General features: G+C 67.2%; 23 protein-coding genes. 9 read left to right on the forward strand and 14 right to left on the reverse strand.

Annotated elements, in window-relative coordinates; translation table 11 throughout:
* The first annotated feature begins 183 nt into the window (after positions 1-183).
* Complete coding sequence (locus VEY12_04165; protein HYM39328.1) at positions 184-2220, forward strand: GMC family oxidoreductase N-terminal domain-containing protein; 2037 nt, start codon at positions 184-186, stop codon at positions 2218-2220.
* Here the strand turns inward: VEY12_04165 and VEY12_04170 are convergent.
* The 5 genes from VEY12_04170 to VEY12_04190 form a co-directional block, all read right to left on the reverse strand.
* Positions 2189-2419, reverse strand: a complete 231-nt coding sequence (locus tag VEY12_04170; protein HYM39329.1) for a hypothetical protein — start codon at positions 2417-2419, stop codon at positions 2189-2191. The genes VEY12_04165 and VEY12_04170 overlap by 32 nt on opposite strands.
* Positions 2420-2822: 403 nt before the next feature.
* A complete protein-coding gene (locus VEY12_04175; protein ID HYM39330.1) occupies positions 2823-3995 on the reverse strand; it encodes an FAD-binding oxidoreductase in 1173 nt (390 codons plus the stop codon).
* Between the two features lie 61 nt (positions 3996-4056).
* On the reverse strand, positions 4057-5190 hold the full coding sequence (locus VEY12_04180; GenBank protein ID HYM39331.1) for an FAD/NAD(P)-binding oxidoreductase: 1134 nt from the start codon (positions 5188-5190) through the stop codon (positions 4057-4059).
* Positions 5191-5210: 20 nt separating this feature from the next.
* Positions 5211-5453 (reverse strand): sulfurtransferase TusA family protein, encoded by a 243-nt coding sequence (locus VEY12_04185; GenBank protein HYM39332.1) that lies wholly within the window; start codon positions 5451-5453, stop codon positions 5211-5213.
* A gap of 13 nt (positions 5454-5466) precedes the next feature.
* The gene (locus VEY12_04190; protein ID HYM39333.1) at positions 5467-5883 is read right to left on the reverse strand and encodes a DsrE/DsrF/DrsH-like family protein; all 417 of its coding nucleotides are present in this window, start codon (positions 5881-5883) and stop codon (positions 5467-5469) included.
* Between the two features lie 124 nt (positions 5884-6007).
* Between VEY12_04190 and VEY12_04195 the strand changes: the two genes are divergently transcribed.
* Positions 6008-6367, forward strand: a complete 360-nt coding sequence (locus VEY12_04195) for a metalloregulator ArsR/SmtB family transcription factor (GenBank protein HYM39334.1) — start codon at positions 6008-6010, stop codon at positions 6365-6367.
* Positions 6368-6371: 4 nt separating this feature from the next.
* Positions 6372-6692, forward strand: coding sequence for a hypothetical protein (locus tag VEY12_04200; GenBank protein ID HYM39335.1), 321 nt, complete (start codon positions 6372-6374; stop codon positions 6690-6692).
* A gap of 6 nt (positions 6693-6698) precedes the next feature.
* On the opposite strand, the gene VEY12_04205 is transcribed toward VEY12_04200, so the two are convergent.
* The 3 genes from VEY12_04205 to VEY12_04215 form a co-directional block, all read right to left on the reverse strand.
* Positions 6699-7040 carry a VOC family protein gene (locus VEY12_04205; GenBank protein ID HYM39336.1) on the reverse strand — a complete coding sequence of 114 codons (342 nt, stop codon included), beginning with the start codon at positions 7038-7040 and terminating at the stop codon, positions 6699-6701.
* Between the two features lie 103 nt (positions 7041-7143).
* On the reverse strand, positions 7144-7557 hold the full coding sequence (locus VEY12_04210; protein ID HYM39337.1) for a CBS domain-containing protein: 414 nt from the start codon (positions 7555-7557) through the stop codon (positions 7144-7146).
* Between the two features lie 108 nt (positions 7558-7665).
* On the reverse strand, positions 7666-7974 hold the full coding sequence (locus VEY12_04215; protein HYM39338.1) for a Rieske 2Fe-2S domain-containing protein: 309 nt from the start codon (positions 7972-7974) through the stop codon (positions 7666-7668).
* Between the two features lie 101 nt (positions 7975-8075).
* Between VEY12_04215 and VEY12_04220 the strand changes: the two genes are divergently transcribed.
* Positions 8076-8858 (forward strand): hypothetical protein, encoded by a 783-nt coding sequence (locus tag VEY12_04220; protein ID HYM39339.1) that lies wholly within the window; start codon positions 8076-8078, stop codon positions 8856-8858.
* 7 nt (positions 8859-8865) lie between these two features.
* Here VEY12_04220 and VEY12_04225 read toward each other — a convergent pair whose 3' ends face one another.
* From VEY12_04225 to VEY12_04240, 4 genes are all read right to left on the reverse strand, one after another.
* Positions 8866-9033, reverse strand: coding sequence for a hypothetical protein (locus VEY12_04225; protein ID HYM39340.1), 168 nt, complete (start codon positions 9031-9033; stop codon positions 8866-8868).
* An 85-nt stretch (positions 9034-9118) separates the two neighbouring features.
* The gene (locus tag VEY12_04230; protein HYM39341.1) at positions 9119-9457 is read right to left on the reverse strand and encodes a hypothetical protein; all 339 of its coding nucleotides are present in this window, start codon (positions 9455-9457) and stop codon (positions 9119-9121) included.
* A 132-nt stretch (positions 9458-9589) separates the two neighbouring features.
* Positions 9590-9745, reverse strand: coding sequence for a hypothetical protein (locus VEY12_04235; GenBank protein HYM39342.1), 156 nt, complete (start codon positions 9743-9745; stop codon positions 9590-9592).
* Positions 9746-9853: 108 nt separating this feature from the next.
* A complete protein-coding gene (locus VEY12_04240) occupies positions 9854-11629 on the reverse strand; it encodes a S8 family serine peptidase (protein HYM39343.1) in 1776 nt (591 codons plus the stop codon).
* A 148-nt stretch (positions 11630-11777) separates the two neighbouring features.
* On the opposite strand from VEY12_04240, the gene VEY12_04245 reads away from it, so the two are divergent.
* Complete coding sequence (locus VEY12_04245; protein ID HYM39344.1) at positions 11778-12632, forward strand: SDR family oxidoreductase; 855 nt, start codon at positions 11778-11780, stop codon at positions 12630-12632.
* 25 nt (positions 12633-12657) lie between these two features.
* On the forward strand, positions 12658-13209 hold the full coding sequence (locus tag VEY12_04250; protein ID HYM39345.1) for an NUDIX domain-containing protein: 552 nt from the start codon (positions 12658-12660) through the stop codon (positions 13207-13209).
* 9 nt (positions 13210-13218) lie between these two features.
* Here the strand turns inward: VEY12_04250 and VEY12_04255 are convergent, their stop codons facing one another.
* Positions 13219-13857, reverse strand: coding sequence for an MBL fold metallo-hydrolase (locus tag VEY12_04255; GenBank protein ID HYM39346.1), 639 nt, complete (start codon positions 13855-13857; stop codon positions 13219-13221).
* Between the two features lie 40 nt (positions 13858-13897).
* Positions 13898-15181, reverse strand: coding sequence for an MFS transporter (locus VEY12_04260; protein ID HYM39347.1), 1284 nt, complete (start codon positions 15179-15181; stop codon positions 13898-13900).
* 113 nt (positions 15182-15294) lie between these two features.
* Here VEY12_04260 and VEY12_04265 point away from each other — a divergent pair, with 113 nt between their 5' ends.
* The 3 genes from VEY12_04265 to VEY12_04275 all read left to right on the forward strand — a co-directional run.
* Positions 15295-16647, forward strand: coding sequence for a M20/M25/M40 family metallo-hydrolase (locus VEY12_04265; protein HYM39348.1), 1353 nt, complete (start codon positions 15295-15297; stop codon positions 16645-16647).
* A 189-nt stretch (positions 16648-16836) separates the two neighbouring features.
* Positions 16837-17640, forward strand: a complete 804-nt coding sequence (locus VEY12_04270) for an SPFH domain-containing protein (protein HYM39349.1) — start codon at positions 16837-16839, stop codon at positions 17638-17640.
* A partial coding sequence (locus tag VEY12_04275; GenBank protein ID HYM39350.1) for a nodulation protein NfeD occupies positions 17637-18445 on the forward strand: 809 nt, incomplete at its 3' end. The genes VEY12_04270 and VEY12_04275, both read left to right, overlap by 4 nt.

Raw genomic sequence — 18445 nt, forward strand, 5'->3', positions numbered from 1 at the left:
CTTCCTTCGGTTTGATCTGCAACGTCTTCCGGATCACGTTCTTGGCCAACGCTTCGTACTCGGACATCGTGTCTCCACCCGGTGACCCGCTCGAACGGCCGTCCCCGATAAATAGGTACGCCACGGTCTTCGTGAAAGGGGCTAATTACCCGCTCCCCGTTCGGGGTCGGGGGATTGGCGGACATGGGGGACGGGGGATTCGGTGTCGAGGAGCGGCAGACGCTACGCACGCTGTGCGACACCTTGGTGCCCCGCGTGCCCGGCGTCCCCGATTCCGGCGGGTTCTTCGGCCGCTCCGCGACGGACGTCCAGGTGGACGAGGACATCGTGAACATCGTAGGGAACTACCTGGCCCCGGAGCAACAGGCCGACTTCCACCGCCTCCTGCGCACCGTGGAGAACCCGCTCCTGAACCTGGTCCTCACGGGCCGGCCCTCCCGGTTCTCGCGGCTCCCGCCGGAGGCGCGCGAGCGCTACCTCCTGGGCTGGGCCCATAGCCACCTGCCCGTGAAGCGACAGGGGTTCCACGCGGTCAAACGTCTCACGGAGTTCCTCTTCTACGCCCGGCTCCCGGACGGGCACGCGAATCCGAACTGGCCCGCGACGGGGTACGAGGGGCCCGACGACGCGGAGCGGGCGCGGCACCATCATCCCGAGGAGCTGCGGATCATCCCGTTTGTGCCGCAGCGGGAGACCACGCTCCGCGCGGACGTCTGCGTGGTCGGGAGCGGCGCGGGCGGCGGCGTGATCGCCGCGAAGCTCGCGGAGGCAGGCTACAAGGTCGTCGTCCTCGAGGCGGGTGGCTACCGCACGCCGGACAACTTCACCCAGCGCGAGGCCGACGCGTACGACACGATGTTCCAGGGTCACGGCGTCCTGACGACGAAGGACCTCGCCTTCGGCATCCTGGCCGGCGAGACGGCGGGAGGCAGCACGACGATCAACTGGATGATCGCCCTCAAGCCGCCGATCTGGGCGCGCCAGGAGTGGGAGCGAGACGCGGGCATGGAGGGGGTCACATCCCCGGCGTTCGAGGCGATGGTCGATGAGGTCTGGGCGCGGGTCCACGCGACCCAGGAGGAGAGCCAGATCAACCCCTGCAACGACGTCCTGCGCCGCGGGAGCGAGGCCCTCGGATACCGGGAGGGCGTGGACTACGAGATCCTCTACCGGAACGCGAAGGGGTGCGCGCAGCGATGCGACTTCTGCTTCTTCGGCTGCATCTACAACGCGAAGCAGTCCACCCTCGTCACGTACCTCCCGGACGCGTTCCACGCGGGCGCGCGCTTCCTGTTTGACACGAAGGCGGACCGCATCACGGTGGAGGGTGGCGCGGCGACGGGCGTCGAGGCCACGTACCGGGCGGAGGGACGCGAGATACCGATCCACGTGAAGGCGAGTCAGGTCGTCGCCGCGGGGAGCGCCCTCCAGACGCCGGCGCTTCTCCTGCGCTCGGGCATCCGCTTCCCCGGTGTCGGCGTCGGGCTGCGGTTCGATCCCACGACCGCGTTGTTCGGGGAGTTCCCCGGGCCCATCCGGTTCTGGAAGGGTCCCATGCAGACCGTCGTGGTCAAGAAGTTCCAAGATTCGGATGAGGCCCACCACGGACCGTGGCTCGAGGTCGCTCCCGCCCACCCCGGCTTGACCGCCCTGGCCCTCCCCTGGAACGGCGGGCGTGCCCACAAGGAGCTCATGACGGGACTCGCGCGGTCCGCGAACACGATCGTCCTCACGCGGGACTGGACGGAGGGGCGCGTGACGATCGACGCCCGCGGCGAGCCCGTGTTCGACTACCGCCTGGACCCGCGGGACCGTCGCAACCTGACCCGCGGGCTCCAGGAGGCCGCGAGAATTCATCGAGCCGCGGGGGCCACGCGCATCTCAACCTTGCACATGGAGGAGTTGAGCGCCGGGGACGGCAACGGGCCCATCCCGCAAGGCGAATTCGACGACTTCCTCGAGCGGCTCGGCCGGGCGAGCGTGGGGCCGAACCGACTCGCCCTGTTCACGGCCCATCCCATGGGATCCGCCCGGGCAGGACGGGATCCCCGCACCTCCGCGGCGAAGCCCACCGGAGAATGTCACGAGGTCGCAAACCTCTGGATCGGGGATGGGAGCATCTTCCCGACCGCGCCGGGCGTGAACCCCACAATCTCGATCATGAGCATGGCGATGCGGACCGCGGGGTTCATCCGGGAGCGCTTGGCGCAGACCCGCTAGGTCCTCGTCGCTCGTCAAGCCCGAGTTCGATCGCCCCGACGACAACCACGTTCGAGCGCACGACAAGGAGCGAGCCCAGGAACAGGTATCGCACCCACGGCGCGACCGCGACGGGGATTGAGTCCAGAGCGAACGCGACCGCGAAGAACGCCGCGACCCATACCATGGTCCCAGCGAGGACGAGGCTCGCGACCCCCATGCTTCGCGTCCCGCGTAAGGCCTCCGCCCCCTCCGATACAAGGTTCGGCGGATCCACCACGCGATCCCGAGCACGGTCGGGATCCCGATCGCATAGCCGATGAAGATGGGATACGGATTCGGCGGCACCCATCCTACGTTGACGATGATTTGACAGGACGCCCAGGAACCTCCCGAAGAACAACTCGAGGGCGGAACGGATGGCATCGAGGCGGGCGACAAGTACACCAGCCACCCCGCGACAAAGGGGACGCCCGCTGCAAGCAGGCTGCCGCCGGTCAGGACGAGAACGATTCCCACCGCCACGGGTAGGCCGTTCCGGGGTCCTTCGCCCATTCGCGGACCTCATGGGTCTCCCGCGCGCTAAGTCTTTCGGAATGGTTCGGGGCGGCCGCCGCCCGCGGCTACGGTCCGCTGAGCCAGAGTCCCGCGCCCTTGACGACCTTCTTGCCGCGGAAGCGGTCGTAGGTGAGCCCGGAGACATCGATGGTCTTCGACTCGCCGTGCGCGATCAGCTCCGCGAGCGCCTGGCCTACACCCGGGCTGATCATCACGCCGTACCCGGACATCCCGTTCGCGAGGTAGAGCCCCGCGGCCTCCTGCACCGGACCGAGGATTGGAAGCTGGTCCGGCGTGAACGTCACGACTCCGGACCATGCGTTCGCGATCGATGTCGCTGCGAGCTTGGGGACGCGGTGGATGGCCGCCGCGACCGCCCGGGTCTTGAACTCCCAATCCGTCTCCGGGTTCGCGAGCTCGGAGTCGCGGGCGGGGTCATCCTCAACGAGACCTAGGACAAATCCCCCGTCCAGCTCCTGGCGGAAGTAGAAACGACCGGGAAGGTCGATGTACATGGGGCGGTCGTTCGGGATCTCCGGATGCGGGGAGGTCACGAAGATCTGGCGCTGCCACCGGGCAATCGGGAGGCGGATGCCCAGGGGTGCGAGCAGATCGTTGCACCACGGCCCAGTTGCGTTGACGACCACGGGGGCGGTGATGTCGCCACCGGATGTCTGCACGCCGCGGACTTGACGGTGGTCGACCAGCAGGCGTTCCGCAGCCGTCTTGGTGGCGACCTCGACCCCAAGGCGCTGGGCCGCCGCAGCGTAGCTGCTCGCGACGCCGTGCGGGTCGCAGAACCCTGCGTCCTCGGAGAGCAGGCCGCGGCTGACATCGTCCACGCACAGCTCGGGGAACACCGCACGGATCTCGTCGGGGCCCACGAGCCTCACGCGAACGCCGTGCGCGCGGCCGACCTCGGCCGCACGCTCCAGATGACCTTCCTGCGCCGGATTCGCCACGGTCTCGAGGTATGCGCGGCGATGGAAATCCGCCGTGCCTCCCGTCACGTCGGCGAATCGGCTGAACTCGTCGTAGCCCGCCTTTGCCAGGGCCACGTCGACCTCGAGCGCATAGTTCGTCTCGATGATCCCCACGCTACGTCCCGTCGAACCCGCAGCGAGGTGAGCTTGCTCGAGCAGGACGGTGTCCCGCATGCCGAGCTTGGCCAGGTGGAACGCGACGCTCGTCCCGATGACGCCGCCTCCGACGATGACCGCATCCGCCTTGAGCCGCATCCGTGGGCCGGGAACCCGCGAGGCGGGAAGAACATTCCTTTTCGCACCGGGCGGCGACGATTCAGACGCGTCCCGCGGGCACGAGCAGCCAGTACGCCCGGTTCAGGAAGCGCTTGCCCATCCAGTCTTTGAGGCCCAGGGGCGGCGGCACGGGTGGGTGCTCGTAGTCGAAGGACATGCTGATCCCCTTGTGGTATCCCGCGTCGCAGTAGCACATCACGTGCCCGTCGTACTTCGCGGTCGCGGGCTCGCCGCGGAGGTCCGCCACGATGGACTGCGCGATGACCTTGGCCTGGAAGTGCGCCGCGGCACCGCTCTTGGACACGGGGACGTCCGTGCAGTCCCCGAGGGCGAAGATGTCGGAGTGGGCCTTCGTCCGGAGGGTGAACTTGTCCGTCGGGAGCCAACCTCCGCGGTCCCCGAGGCCGCTGTCCTCGACGACCTTGGCCCCACGGTGGGGCGGGACCATGATGAGGAGGTCGAAGGGGATCGACTCCCCCTCGATCGAGTTGACCGTCTTCTTCTCCGTGTCGATGGACTCCGTGTTGAAGAAAATCGTGGAGCGGATGTGGTGCTTCGCGAACACCTGTTCGACGACCGGGTTCACGGGCTCTAGAGGGAACACGCGGGACAGCGGGGAGAGGAAGTGGATGTCCACCTTGTCTCGGATGCCGCGCTTCGTGAAGTAGTAGTCCAGCTGGCACGCGGCTTCCGAGGGTGCGGGCGGGCACTTGTACGGCACGCTGGCCACGGTGACGACGACCTTGCCGCCCTGGAAGCTCTCCAGGGCGTCGTGGAGCTTCGCCGCGCCCTCGAGGCTGTAGAAGTGCTGGGCGGTCTCCTGGTAGCCGGGAAGTTCGTTGGGCGTGAGGCGCGCGCCGAGGGCGACGACAAGGCGGTCGTAGTCCAGGACCGCGCCGTCGGCGAGGGTGACCTTGCGGCCCTCCGCGTCGATCTTCACGGCCTCGCCGAGGACGAGCTTCACCCGCTTCCTGAGCAGCTTTCGTTCGTCCCGGACGAGCTTCCTGGGTTTCTGGTGCTCGAAGGCCACGTAGACGAAGCCCGGTTGGTACACGTGCTTGCCGGTCTTGTCCACAACCGTGATCTCGGCTTCGTCGGGGAGCAGCTTCTTCGCGAGCAGGTTGGCGACGATCGTGCCGCCGACCCCGCCGCCCAGGATCACAACCTTCTTCATGCTCGTCACGCCTCCGCGGGTCACTTGAGCTTCTTCACGATGAACCGCGCGTAGCCGGGCTCCTCGACGACGCCCAGGAGTTGGTGGCCCGCCTTCTGAATCCAAAACGGGATGTCCTTTCGGGACCCCTGGTCCGAGGACCAGACCTCGAGCTCCTCGCCGACCTTGGCCTGCTTGATCCCGCGAATGAGCTCCATGAGCGGACCCGGGCAGAAGGATCCGCGTGCATCGAGGATCATGCGCTGGCTTGCGGATGCCGCCATGGTTGGGGCCTCCTCACAGGAAGAGCGTGATGCCGCCCTCGGACGCCTTGCTCAGGAACTCCGTCACGCCGATCACGTCGTCGACGATGGGGTCGAGGTCGGTCTTCTTCATGTCCATGAGGTCGTAGGTCGTGGCGCACGCATGGATCTTCACGTCGCCCATCTCCTTGGCCTGGCGGAGCATGTCGTACCAGGAGGGCATCTTCTTGGCCATCATGACCTTCATCATCATGGGCCCGACCTCCGGGTAGTTCACGTCCATCTTCATGTTCTTCTGCGGGTTCCCCGTGCGGAACGCCTCGAGGCCGTAGAAGGTCACGAAAATCTCAACCTGCTTTCCCAACGCGACGCCCCCGGATGCCATGATGGCCACGGGGTACAGCTTGTCCACGGTCCCGCTGAAGACCACGAGCGACAGCCGGTCTTGCATAGTGTACCACCGGTTGCGTCCTTCTGCCGCCGAGGGTTAAGCTTGTGTGGAAGGGTCTGAACATACCGGAACGTGCGTATATGCAAAAGGATGCAAGTACCAACGTCGCCGTGACTCCGACATCATGGAGCCGCCGGACGAGTCCTTCTTCGAGATCAAGGCGCGCGTCATCTCCGTCCTCGCGAACCCCAAGCGGCTCCAGATCGTCGAAATCCTCGGGAAGTCCGAGCGGACCGTGTCCCAGCTGGCCGCGGAGCTCGAGACGGCCCAGGCCACGACCTCGCAGCACCTGGCGGTGATGCGGAAGACGGGCGTCGTGGAGACGCGCAAGGACGGCAACTTCGTCTACTACCGCCTCGCCGACCCCAAGATCGCCGAGGCGTGCGCGGTCATGAGCCGCGCGATCCTGGATCTGCTCATGAGCCAGCAGGAGAAGCTGCGGCCCGTCCTGGCCGTCGCACAACGTCACGGTGGGAGCACCTGAGAGCGTGATGAACAAAGCGAACGCGGTCGAAGCAACCTATCGCGAGATGGAGACGATCATCGGGAACCTCGTGGAGTGCTACGCGATCCCGCACACGCGGATGTGCATGCGGTGGTCCAAGCCCACGAGGAAGGCGTACCGCGAAGAGGTCGTGGGCTGGCTCGAGGACTACAGCAAGTCGTTCCGGCGGCTCCCGAAGAAGTCCCTGCCCGGCCGAGAGGATCTGCCCGTCTACGCCCGCACGCTGCTGGACGCCCAGATCGCGGCCATCCTCAAGGGAGAGAACCCCGCGGTGGAGCGCAGCTACGCGCACTTGTTCGCGTGAGCCGCGTCACGCTTCGAGGATCCAGAACTCGTTCCCATCGGGATCCTTGAACGCCGCCCGGGTTCCCCAGGGCTGCTTCGTCGTGGGCAGAGCGAACTCGACGCCCTTCTTGCGGAGGGCATCCTCCTCCTTCTTCACGTCCTTCGCGTAGAACCCGAACCCCGTGTTCCCGGGCTCGAGCTCGTCGCCCTCGCACAGATGGATCACGAGCTTGGAGCCCTTCGGGGCGACCGTGATCCAGTGATCCATGTTGTCCCGGATCTCGAACCCGAGCTTCTCCTTGTACCACTGCGCGGACTTCTTGCCGTCGGAGACGACGACTGCGACCGATCCGAATTCCATGGGCATGGCCCTTCCCCGCAAGGCCCAAGTCGGTCCACGACTTAAACCCGACGCCGGGGCGTGCGGGAACGCAGGGAGGCCGGGTAGGCAGGCCCTGACTCCGTCCGGGTCATCCCTTGGAGATCGTCCGCCGCCGAGCCCGGGCCCACGTCTCGAGGAAGCCGCTCACCACGTCGCGCGCGGTGACGATTCCCTCTACGTGGTCGAGGCGGGTGACCACGAGGCGCCGGACGTTGTGCCCGATCATGATCCGTGCCGCGGCGCGGAGCGTTGAGAGGGGCGCGACCGTGACGACGGGCGACGCCATGATCTCCCGCACGAGGACCTTCTTCGGGTTCTTCTCCTTCGCGGTGACCTTCCAGAGGACGTCCCGCTCCGTGACCAGACCGATCGGCCGATCCGCGCGGACGACGACCAGTCCGCCGATCCGCTTGGCGGCCATCTTCTTGGCGGCGTCGAAGACGGTCCATTCCGGGTCCGCGACGATCACGTCCTTCGTCATGACGTCCCGCACGAAGACCATAAGGGCTCCCCGAGGTGGGAAAGCGGAAGCCCCCTCTTGAACGCTTCCGAAATACCCTCGCGAGCGAATCCCTGCCCTCCCAGGAGCCAGCAGGCACGCGCGTCGCGGCTAGAAGTCGATCCAGAGAAAACCGCCTTCGACCTTCGTCTTGTACGACTTCACGTCCGTGACCCAGTCCGTTTCCGGGTCCGCCTCCCCCGTCTTGTAGTCGTACCGCCCGTCGTGCCAGGGGCACACGAGCTTCCCGTCGTCGAGGCTGCCCTCCCCGAGGGGGCCGCCCTCATGGGTGCAGATCCCGTCGACGCAGTAGAAGGCCTGCCCAACGTGGATGATCGCGAACTCCTTCTTCCCGACCTTCGCCTTCCCGACCTTCCCGTCGGGGATCTCGGACTCCTTGATTGCTTTCTGGAACGCCATGGGATCGCCTATTCGTCCCGGATTAAATACGTTGGCCCTCCCCGGACCGCGGTCCCGCCCGCGGGAAAGGTCTATGGCTCCGCGGGAGCCTCCGGGCCGCCGTGGCCTCCGCGCTCGCCGAAGCGTTTCGCTCCGATCTCCCGTGCGCGGACGACCAGGCCGCCGTCTTGGCCGGCCTGGCGCGCGAGCGCGTCCCTCTTCTCTCGGGATCCGCCGAGGACAGCGAGGAAGACCTCGTGCTGCGGCTCCGGGATCCCCGTGTGTTTGGGGCCTTCGCGGAATCCGTGGGCCAGGATCGGCGGGTGCCTGCAGCCCTTCGTCGAGCGCTCCTCGAACACGTGTTCGACCTCCTCCCCCTCCCCCGCACGGAGGGCGAGCTCATTGCCGTGGAGACCCGGGCCCCGCGCCGGCTCCTGGCGCTGACCGCCGCCCTTGCCGCCGGCGGCGGCCTGAGCGTGCTCCATGTGATGCACCTGGTCTATGCGGTGTTCCTGGATCGCGCCCTCGTGACCCACGTCCCGCGGAGGATCCGGTCCGCCGTGCTCCGGTCCGTCCTCGAAGAGGGAGGCGGTGGCGAGACGCTGCGCCTCCTGTACGGGGGGCTCCATCTGGCCGCGGTTCCGGAGCGCGAGGCGGCCTCTGAGCTTCGGTGGATTCTCCTGTCCGACGCGATCCCCCTCCGGCTCCGCCGCTCCCTGGCTTCCCTGGGGGCTGAAGCCGACGGCGGCCGGTCTTCGCTCACGCGACTCGCCCAGCGAGAAGGACTCCTGCCCGAGGATGTGCACGACCCCGAGGCTCCCGAGATCCTGGCGAACATCCCTCGCCTGCCCGCAGGGCTGGCTTCCGCCTGTCGGAGCTTCCTGGAACGTGCGGGCTCCGCGTGAGCCGGCGTCAGTGCCTCTTGTGCACGTCAACGACGTACTTCAGGTACGCCACCATGCCGCCCGCGGTGGCGTAGTTCTCCGGGTTGCGGAAGAAGGGACAGCCGAGCGCCGCGGAAACGGCGCCGACAATGATGAACAGCACAACGCCAAGGGAGCGCAGGTTAGGTCGGTTCATGTAGGGCCGTCCCTCCGGATTTCGGTTCACCTACATTAGGCTTGTGTGCCGCGTGTCACGCGCCGCCAGCGAAGGCACCCTGGATCTAGTACTCGAACAAGCTGCCGAACTCGGCCGCCGGAGCATGACCCAGGCGCTGCCGCAGCTCCGCAAGGCGCAGCCGCTCCGCGTCCAACATGCGGATCCGCTCGTCCTCCAAGGGTTCGAACTCCCGAAGCCCCAGTTCCTGCGCGATCGCGTCCGCCTCACGGGGATACCGGCTGACGAGATTGGCCAGGGTCATGGACGACGCGAGGCCCAAGGGCCGCATCCGCGCGAGGCGTTCGAGCAGGAGGATGTCCCGGCTGTAGGCCTCGTCGCCGTCCGAAGGTCGGCGCTGGAGCGCACGTCGCACGAACTCGGTCTGGGCGAGAGGCATGGCCATCGGATCGATCCTTCCGTAGCGAGCGGCGTCCACCTTCTCGGAACCTTATATTATTTGCCGTGAATTACCACGTCGTTTGCCGAAGTCCTCGGCAAGCGTCGATTCTCGCGGTCCCGGTCGCCGGGGCGGGAGTCACGGGTCCGAGCAGTCACGCGTGTACCCGCAGCGGTGGCAGATGATCTTGCACTGCAGCTCGTACGTCGGGCCCCCGCAAACGTCGCACGGCGCCAAGGTCGGCCGTGGGCCGATGGTGGGCTTCGGTCCGGCGCGCTTGGCTCGGTTCGCCATGCGAGTGGGCGACCTACGCCTCCGTCGGCCTAAACCCTGTGCTGGCGGGCCTGTCTTGGACCTGCTTGGGGTTCGCCCCGGCCGATCACGTTCCCTCTGGGAAACGTCTCACCGGAGGGGGCTGCCGCAATAGAAGCAGAACATGTTGTCCGCGTTGACCAGGGTCCCGCAATTCGAGCAGCGCTTCTTGGCCGCCATCGCTGCGGGAGGCGCGGGCCGGGCCGGTGCGGGGGGCGGGGGTGCGCTGGGCCTCACGAATTCGACGGGAGGCGGCTGGCTTGCCGCGGCCGGACTCTGCACGGTCTGCGGGTAGACCGGACTGGGAGGGCCGGGAGGCGGGCCTGGCGGGGGTGCCGAGTACCGGGACGTGGGAGGAAGGACGGTCTGCTGGCGGTACATCGCGGTCCGGCGCGCCCGGGCCCGGCGCTGGGGAACGAATGCGACGACGGCCGCCAGCGCGAGGATGAACAAGGCGAGGTACAGGAGGTTCGACGCGAGGAACTGGTACAGGACGAACAGGAAGTTCGGAAGGTTCGAGGCGATGACTGTCTGCACGGGCGACTCGTACTGGGTGCCGTTCACGGCCGCCACGATCTTGAACGAGAGGCCGGACCCGGCCTGGGGCATCACGACGTCCGTGGCGCTGTAGGCCTGGCGGGTGGTGCCCGTCTGGATCGGGGTCGAGGAGTTCAGGGAGCCGGCGTCCGGGCCGTAGACCACGTGGGTGTCCGTGACCGGGAGGCCCGCGGGTCCGATGATGGACCAGTCGATTGCGAACGCGGAGCCTTTCGAGACGCTCTTGGGGAAGCTGTTTACGGAGATGAACGGCTTGTTCAGGGCGTTGATTGCGTTCCAGGCGTTCACGACGCCCCAGCCGTACCCCGTGTTGTAGCCCGCAGTTCCCTGAGGGACGGCGGTACGGTTCAGGACGTTCCAGAGTTCCACGTTCGTGAGGCTCGGGTCGTCGGCGAGGACGAGGGCTGCGACTCCGCTGACGAAGGGCGCGGCCAGGGACGTCCCGTCCAGGAGGTGCGTGCCTCCGCAGGAGCTCGGGCAGAGGGTCAGGATCTGGTAGCCCGGAGCGCCCATGGAGAGTCCCGTCCCGTAGTTCGAGAAGGGAGCCCTTGCGAGGCTCTGGGTCACCGCGGCGACGGACACCACGTTCGGGAGCGAGGCGGGATAATCGAGGGTCGAGCTGCCCGAGTTACCCGCCGCCGCGACGATCAGGGCGCCCTTGCTCCAGGCGTAGTCGATCGCGAGCTGGATGTCCGTCGGTCCGACGAGCGTCGTGTTGGTCCCCAGCGAGAGGTTGATGACGCGCGCGCCGTGGTCCGCCGCCCACCGAATCGCGAGAGACGTGTTGTACGAGGTCCCTTCGCCGTTCGGGCCTAGCGCCTCCAGGGCCATGAGACCCGTGTTGGCCACGCCTGCGATGTAGTCGTTGTTGTTGATCACGGCACCGATCACGCCGGCGACGCCTGTCCCGTGGTACGTGTTCGACGCTGCGTCCGAATCCATGGGGTCGTTGTTGTTCAGGATGAAGTTCCATCCATGGGACCCGTCCGTGTTGTTCCACATGTTCGGGGCCAGATCGGTGTCCGTGTACCAGACGCCGGTGTCCACGACCGCGACGACTATATTGTGGCTGCCCAGGCCCACGTTCCATGCGGTGGGTGCGTCGATCGCGTTGAGACCCCATTGCAGCTTGAACAAGGGGTCGTTCGGGGTGAACTCCGCGTGCAGGGGAATGTTCGTCCGGACCGGCGGCGATGCGGTGGCGGCCTGCACGACCAGGGGAGCCGCGAAAGAAACGAGGACGGAGACGACGAGGGCTAACGCGACCGTGAGTCGGAGGAGGGAGCGCAGAGCGTCGGTAACCTGCAACCTTAGGGCCTCCGGGCTGCCCGCTGAGGACTTTGCGGAAGTTATGGCGCGCGGTCCCTTTTAAACCTCTGCCCCCGATTGTCAGGCGTTGACATTCGATTCGCCACAACGGCGAATCCTTTTGCGGCCGGGGCGTCGTCGTTCCTCCGTGTCCGCCGCCACGCCGCCGGTCGCCCTGGTCACCGGCGCCTCCTCGGGAATCGGTCGTGCGACCGCCCTCCTCTTGGCCCGCTCGGGCTACCGGGTCTTCGCGACCGTGCGGTCGGACGCGGGAGAGCGCTCCCTGGCTGCCGGGATCGGCACGCTCCCCGTCGAGATCCTCCGGTTGGACCTCGCCGACGAGGCCGGCGTCTCCCAAGTCGCGCGGACCGTGACCCAACGCGCAGGCCGCATCGACCTCCTCGTGAACAACGCGGGGTACGCGAAGCTGGGAGCCGTCGAGGATCTGCCGCGGGCCGCACTCCGCCATCAGTTCGAGGTCAATGTGTTCGGCGCCATCCAGCTCTGCCGCGAGGTCCTGCCGAAGATGCGCGCCCAGGGATCGGGGAGGATCGTGAACGTGAGTTCCCTCGCCGGGAAGGTGAGCGTCCCCTTGACGGGCGCGTACTGCGCTTCGAAGTTCGCGCTGGAAGCGTTCAGCGACGCGTTGCGCGCGGAGGTCAAGCCCGCCGGCATCCGCGTGATCCTCGTCGAGCCCGGCCCCGTCGCGACCAACTTCAATCGCCTGGCGAGGGACGAGAGCCGAGCCGTCCTCGAGTCTCCCAGCGTGTTCCGTGCCGCGTACGAACGCCTGCGGCACCCCGCGGCGGAGCGGGGAGCCGCGTCCCCCGAACGGGTCGCCCGCGTCATTCTCCGCACGGCCCGGGCCCGTCACCCCCGCTCGCGGTACCGCGTTCGCGTGCGGGAAACCCTGGAGGCGGGTGCGGTCTCCGTGATCCCTCGGGGCGCGTTGGACTGGATCATGATCCGGTTCATGGGCGGGCGCGGAGCGCGGCAAACGTAGGCGCGAGTTCTTGAGCGGAGGCGCCATGGGGCTCCCCATGCCAGGCGACGGACCGTTTCTCTGGATCCGCGACCAGTCCTCGCCCCTGGGGTTCTGGCACGCCCCGGAGGGCGGGATGTGCGTGAACGCGTTCCTGTTCGTGCGGCGCGGTTCCACGATCCTCCTCGGCAAGTACGCGGACCATCCCATGTGGGACGAGCTTGCCGGACTCGATGCCGGGCGCCGCCAGCGGTTCGGCATGGGCTGGACCGTCCCGGGCACCCACCTCAAGTTCGGCGAGGAGCCGCGCGCGGCGGCTCGCCGGATCGGGGAGGAAGTCCTCCAAGCCAAGGGCCTCGTGTATGAGGAACCCCGCGTGGAATCCGACACGTATCCCGCGGCGTTCGCCGGCGGCAAGCTGCACTACGACCTCTGGTTCTTCTTCGATGCCAGGCCGCCCGAATCGTGGGAGGCGAAGGCGCCGCCGTGGTATGCGGAACTATCCTGGCAGGATCCCGCGGCGCTGCCGCCGTCCGTGTACGGGCGCTCCCACGAGGACGTCGTGGCACGATGGCTGCAGACTCGACGACCGGGCTAGCCGTTCCGCTCAGAGGCGCTTGGCGAGCGCCGCAAACTGGGCCGACGCACCGCCTGTGATCGGCTTGCCGTGGCCGAAGACCGCATGCTCGAACCGGAACGTGGCCAGCCGCTTGATCGACTCCCGGTGCTGGCGGGGATCGATGTTGTACCGGTCGTCCATGGGACCCAAGCCGTTCTCGTTGTTCGCGGCGTCCCCCGCGATGAGGAGGGAACGCGATTCGTCGAGCAGCGAGATGCTGCCGCGCGTGTGTCCGGGGGTGTAGATGATGCGGAGGCCGTCGTGGGTCTGGCCGTCCTCGACCGCCACGTCCACGGGCGTTCCCGGGTGCTTCTGGTGCTGGGCGCCCGGCGGCCCGTCGTAGGTCCGCTTCTTGGAGATGAAGTCCGCCTCGATCCGGGAGGCGGCGACCTTCGCGCCGGTCGCGTCACGCTTGATTCGGGCTAATCCGCTCACGTGGTCCGGGTGCACATGGGTGATGAAGATCGTGGCGATGTCCTTGAGTTGGATCTTCGCCTTGCCCAGGTAGGTCAGGATCGCCTTCGCATCGGGTTCCGAGCTCGTGTCGATCAGGACGAGTCGGTCATCGACGAGCACGTACGTGTTCGCGTAGCTGTCGATGAGATGCACGCCCTTGAGGACCTCCATGGTGCTCACCTTGGCTCGGGCGCGTAGCCGCTCCCTCGTTTTATTCCTTTCGAACTTCGGGCCGATCCGCTCGAACCGGGGTCCGGTCACTCGCAAGCCGTCTCCTCGTGACGCCGATGGCCCCGACGACGAGCACTGCCACCGCCGTCACGACGGCAGCCACGAGGAACGCGTCCGCGAGGCCTAGCGTCGCGAAGCCCACACCCCCCAGTCCGAACCCGAGAATCGCGCCGACCCAGCCCGTCGCCCCAAAGTAGGCGAGGCCCCGGCCGAGGGAGGGTCGATCCACGAGGTCGACCACAAGCGCCGATCCCACGCCCGTCGAGACGTAGGAGACGAAGCCCACGAGCGAGGCGGCAATCCAGAACATCGCGAGGCTTGCGGCGGCGGCATATACCAGGAGGCCGAGGGCCCCCAGCGCATAGCACGCCGCGATGAACGGGAGCCGCCCGACGCGGTCCGACATCCACCCTAGGAGAATCGTGAAGGGCAACGCCACGACGCCGCTGACAGCCACCGTGCTCGTGATCGCCGTGTCGCTGTACGCAGCCTCCATCGCGAGGGTGCGGCCGAGGCCGCCCACAAAGGATCCGAACGCAGCGAACACGCCGCACACAATCAACAGGAAGAACGGCACGGTCCAACGCATGGAGACCGCGGGGCGGGGGGCGCGCGTCGCCCTCCCGGAGTCAGGCCTCTCGTGGAGCCCGGCGGCGAGCAGGGGACACGCAAGGACCACGATGCCTAGGAGGATCCACATGGTGGGGTAGCCGACGGTGTCCGCTAGCGCCCCGACTCCCAGGCCCCCGACGACGGAGCCGAGGGGCGCCGCCAGGGCCAGGAACCCAAGGATGCGTCCGCGTTCTCCCGGGGCGGCGGACGCCCCGGCCCGGATGGTCACGAGGGTGAGCGCCATCCCGGCCAGGCACCACACGGACGCGGTCAGCACCGCGAGTTCCCACACCTCGGTCGCCCAGGAGGTCAGGGCAATCAGCGGCGCGGCGATGAGCATCGCGGCAATCATGAACGACCTCCGGTTTCCCGCACGGTCCGCGAGGAAACCCGCGGCCACCGTGCCCAACGCCAAGGCGACGTACGATGCGGCGAGGTAGATTCCCACGGTCACCGGATCCGCCCCGAGTCGGGCCGCAATCTTAGGCAGGAGGGGCAGGAGCCCGTTGCCGATGGACCAGTTCACCAGCGCATACCCGAACATGATCACGAGCTGGCCCCATGGGGCGCGGATCGCGGCGGTCTCGGCCGGCTCCCCGTCGAGCGCATCCGCCTGCGGAGTCGCGGGGTTCGGCACGGGAGCGGCGGCCAAGGCCGCGGAGATGGCCGCAAAACCTCTTAAGCGATGTCCCCGCGGGCGTACCGCAGGCGGCCCGCGTCGGGTTCTTATGGCATGACGACTTCCCACGTCGCGGTGGTTTTTCCATGTCCCTGACCGCCGTCCTCGACCGAATCGAGCAGGATTCGGGCAAGGCCCTCGAGACGCTGAAGGAGTACTGTCGCTTCCCGACCATTTCGGCGCACAAGAAGGCGCAGCCCGAGACCGCGGCCTTTGTCCAGGACCTCCTGTCGGAGAACGGGTTCGAGGCCCGCCAGTATCCCACGGAGGGCGGTCCGAACGTCGTCTTCGGCCGGATGATCGTGGACGAGCACAAGCCCACCCTCCTGATGTACGAGCACTACGATGTCCAGCCCACGGACCCGCTGAACGAGTGGAAGCGGGACCCGTTCGACCCCGTCGTCGAAGACGGGAAGTTCTGGGCCCGCGGCTGCGGGGACACGAAGGGCAACTTGATGGCCCAGGTGCTCGCGGTCCAGGCCTGGAAGGCGGTGGAGGGCGCGCCGCCGATCAACCTGAAGTTCGTCGTCGAAGGGGAGGAGGAAGTCGGGAGCCCGCACTTCCGCGGCTTCGCCGAGGCAAACAAGGAGATGCTGCAAGCGGACGGGGCCACAATCGAGGGCGGGGACCACCTGCCCGACGGGACGCCGAAGGTTGAGCTCGGCTGCAAGGGCACACTCTACGTTGAGCTCATCTCGCGCACCGCGAAGGTGGACCAGCACTCCATGTACGCTCCGATCGCACCGAACCCCGCGTGGCGCCTCATCCATGCCCTGAACACGCTCCGGGACCAGCGCGGCCGCGTGACGATCCCGGGATGGCTCGAGGACGCTCGCAAGCCCACACCCCGCGAGATCCGGTACCTGAAGGCGAGCGGCTTCAAGGCCCAGGCGCTCAAGGAGTTCTGGGGCACCGACCAGCTCCTCGGGGGTGACAACGACTACGAGCTCCTGCGACGTCTCGTGTACTGGCCCACCTGCACGATCTGCGGCTTCGAGAGCGGATACACGGGCGAAGGCACGAAGACCGTGAACCCCGCGATGGCCAAGGCCAAGGTCGACTTCCGCATCCTGCCGAACATGAAGTCGGACAAGCAGCTCGTGAAGCTCCAGGACCACCTGAAGGCGAAGGGCTTCGGGGACATCCAGGTCGTGTACAAGGACCACATCGACCCGAGCGCGATCTCGATGAACGCCCGCGTGGTCAAGGCGTGCAGGAAGGGCTCTGTCGACGCTTACGGGCGGGAGCCGGACATCTGGCCCTGGTCGGCCGGTGCCTCCGCAAATGGCTTCTTCAACGAGATCGTCGGAGTGCCGTCGATTTCAGGTCCTGGCGTGTCGTACGACGGCTCCAACTACCACGCGCCCAACGAGAACATCCGCCTTGCCGACTTCGTCGGCGGCGCGAAGCACATGGCCGCGATGTTCGCCCGATTCTGAGACTCGGCGCCGCCCCCGCGGTGCTGACCCACTCATGGTTCATTCCAAACAGGGTTCACGGAGCCCGCCAGAGGCCTAAGGGGTCCGGTGGACCGTCGATTTTCCTGCGTTCCGCCTCGGCGGGATGGGGGCGCTCCCGGACAACCTATATCCGGGTGAAACCACTTGGACCCGCGGGAGCGGAGTGGTATGGCGGACGACACGATCCTCATCCTGGCATCGGTGCTTGCGGCGATCATCATCCTGATCTTCTTCTCGGCGGCGATCAAGATCGTCCGCGAGTACGAGCGTCTCGTGGTCTTCCGCTGGGGTCGCCTCCTCCCGAAGCCCAAGGGACCCGGCGTCACGTGGATTATCCCGATCGTCGACAAGCGTCTCCTCGTGGACCTCCGCGTTGTGACCGCGCAGGTCCCCCGCCAGCACATCGTCACCCGCGACAACGTGTCCGTCGATGTCGACGCCGTGGTGTACTACAAGGTCTACGACCCCGTGAAGGCGATCACGGAAGTACAGAACTACATTCAGGCGACCGACCTCCTCAGTCAGACCATGCTGCGGGATGTCCTCGGCCAGGTCGAGCTCGACCCGCTCCTCTCGCAGCGTGAGGAACTCAGCAGACGCATTCAGATTCTGCTCGACACGGCGACCGAACCGTGGGGCATCAAGGTCTCATCGGTTACCCTGCGGGATGTCGCCTTGCCGGACACCATGGTGCGGGCGATTGCGAAGCAGGCCGAAGCCGAGCGCGAGCGCCGGTCTCGGGTCATCATCGCGGAGGGCGAGTTTGAGGCGAGCGCGAAGATGACGGAGGCCGCGAAGCTGTACGAGACCGCCCCCGCCGCGATGCGTCTCCGGGAACTGCAGACGTTCACGGAGATCGCGCGCGAGAAGAACATGGTCATCGTGACGCCGACGAGCGTGACGAGCCCCGTGGCCGACATCGCGGCGATCAGCGCAGCCATGCAGAAGAAGATGGGAGCGCAGCAGAGTTGATCCGCAACCCGACCCGCCGGGAGCGGTTCCTCCTGGTGACGGTCCTCCTCTTGCTCGGCGTCGCCGTGCTCGCGCCGCTCCGGGCCCGGGCCCAGGGGTCCCAGGTGCTGTACGCGGAGATCGCCGGGCCGATCGACAGCAACACAGTCGAATACATGACGGACGCAATCGGCCAGGCCACAGCGGGGGGCTTCGCGGCCCTCGTTCTGCGGCTCGATACGCCGGGAGGAGACCTCGCGAGCACGTTGCAGATCGACGAGATGATGGTCCAGGCGACGAACCTGCCCGTGATCGGCTGGGTCGGTCCGCCGGGCGGCAGTGCCGCGAGCGCAGGCACAATCATACTCGAATGGACGGACGTCGCCGCGATGGCGCCGGGGACCTCCATCGGCTCGGTGCAGCCCGTGGAACTCGGGATCACCGGCTCCACGCCTGTGACAGATCCGAAGATCATCAACTACGTCGTCGCGCAACTGGATAACGGGATGAAGATCCACGATCGCAACGAGTCCCTCGCCCGCCTGTTCGTGGAGCAGAACCTGAACCTGGACGCGGCCTCGGCCCTCAGCCAAGGAGCGATCAACTATACGGCAGGGACCGTGCCCGACCTTTTGAACCAGGTGAACGGCCAGCGCGTCCTCGTGCAGGAGAACGGCACCGTGGTCAAGGACATTGTGCTCCACACCGCGGGCGCCGCGATCGTCGCGTTCTCCCCCTCGCTCCGGGTCCAGCTGCTGAGCTTCCTCACGGACCCGTTGATCGCAGTCCTTCTTCTGATCGTCGGGATATACCTCGTGATCTTCGG

The sequence above is a fragment of the Thermoplasmata archaeon genome, from assembly GCA_035632695.1.
GTDB lineage: Archaea > Thermoplasmatota > Thermoplasmata > RBG-16-68-12 > RBG-16-68-12 > RBG-16-68-12.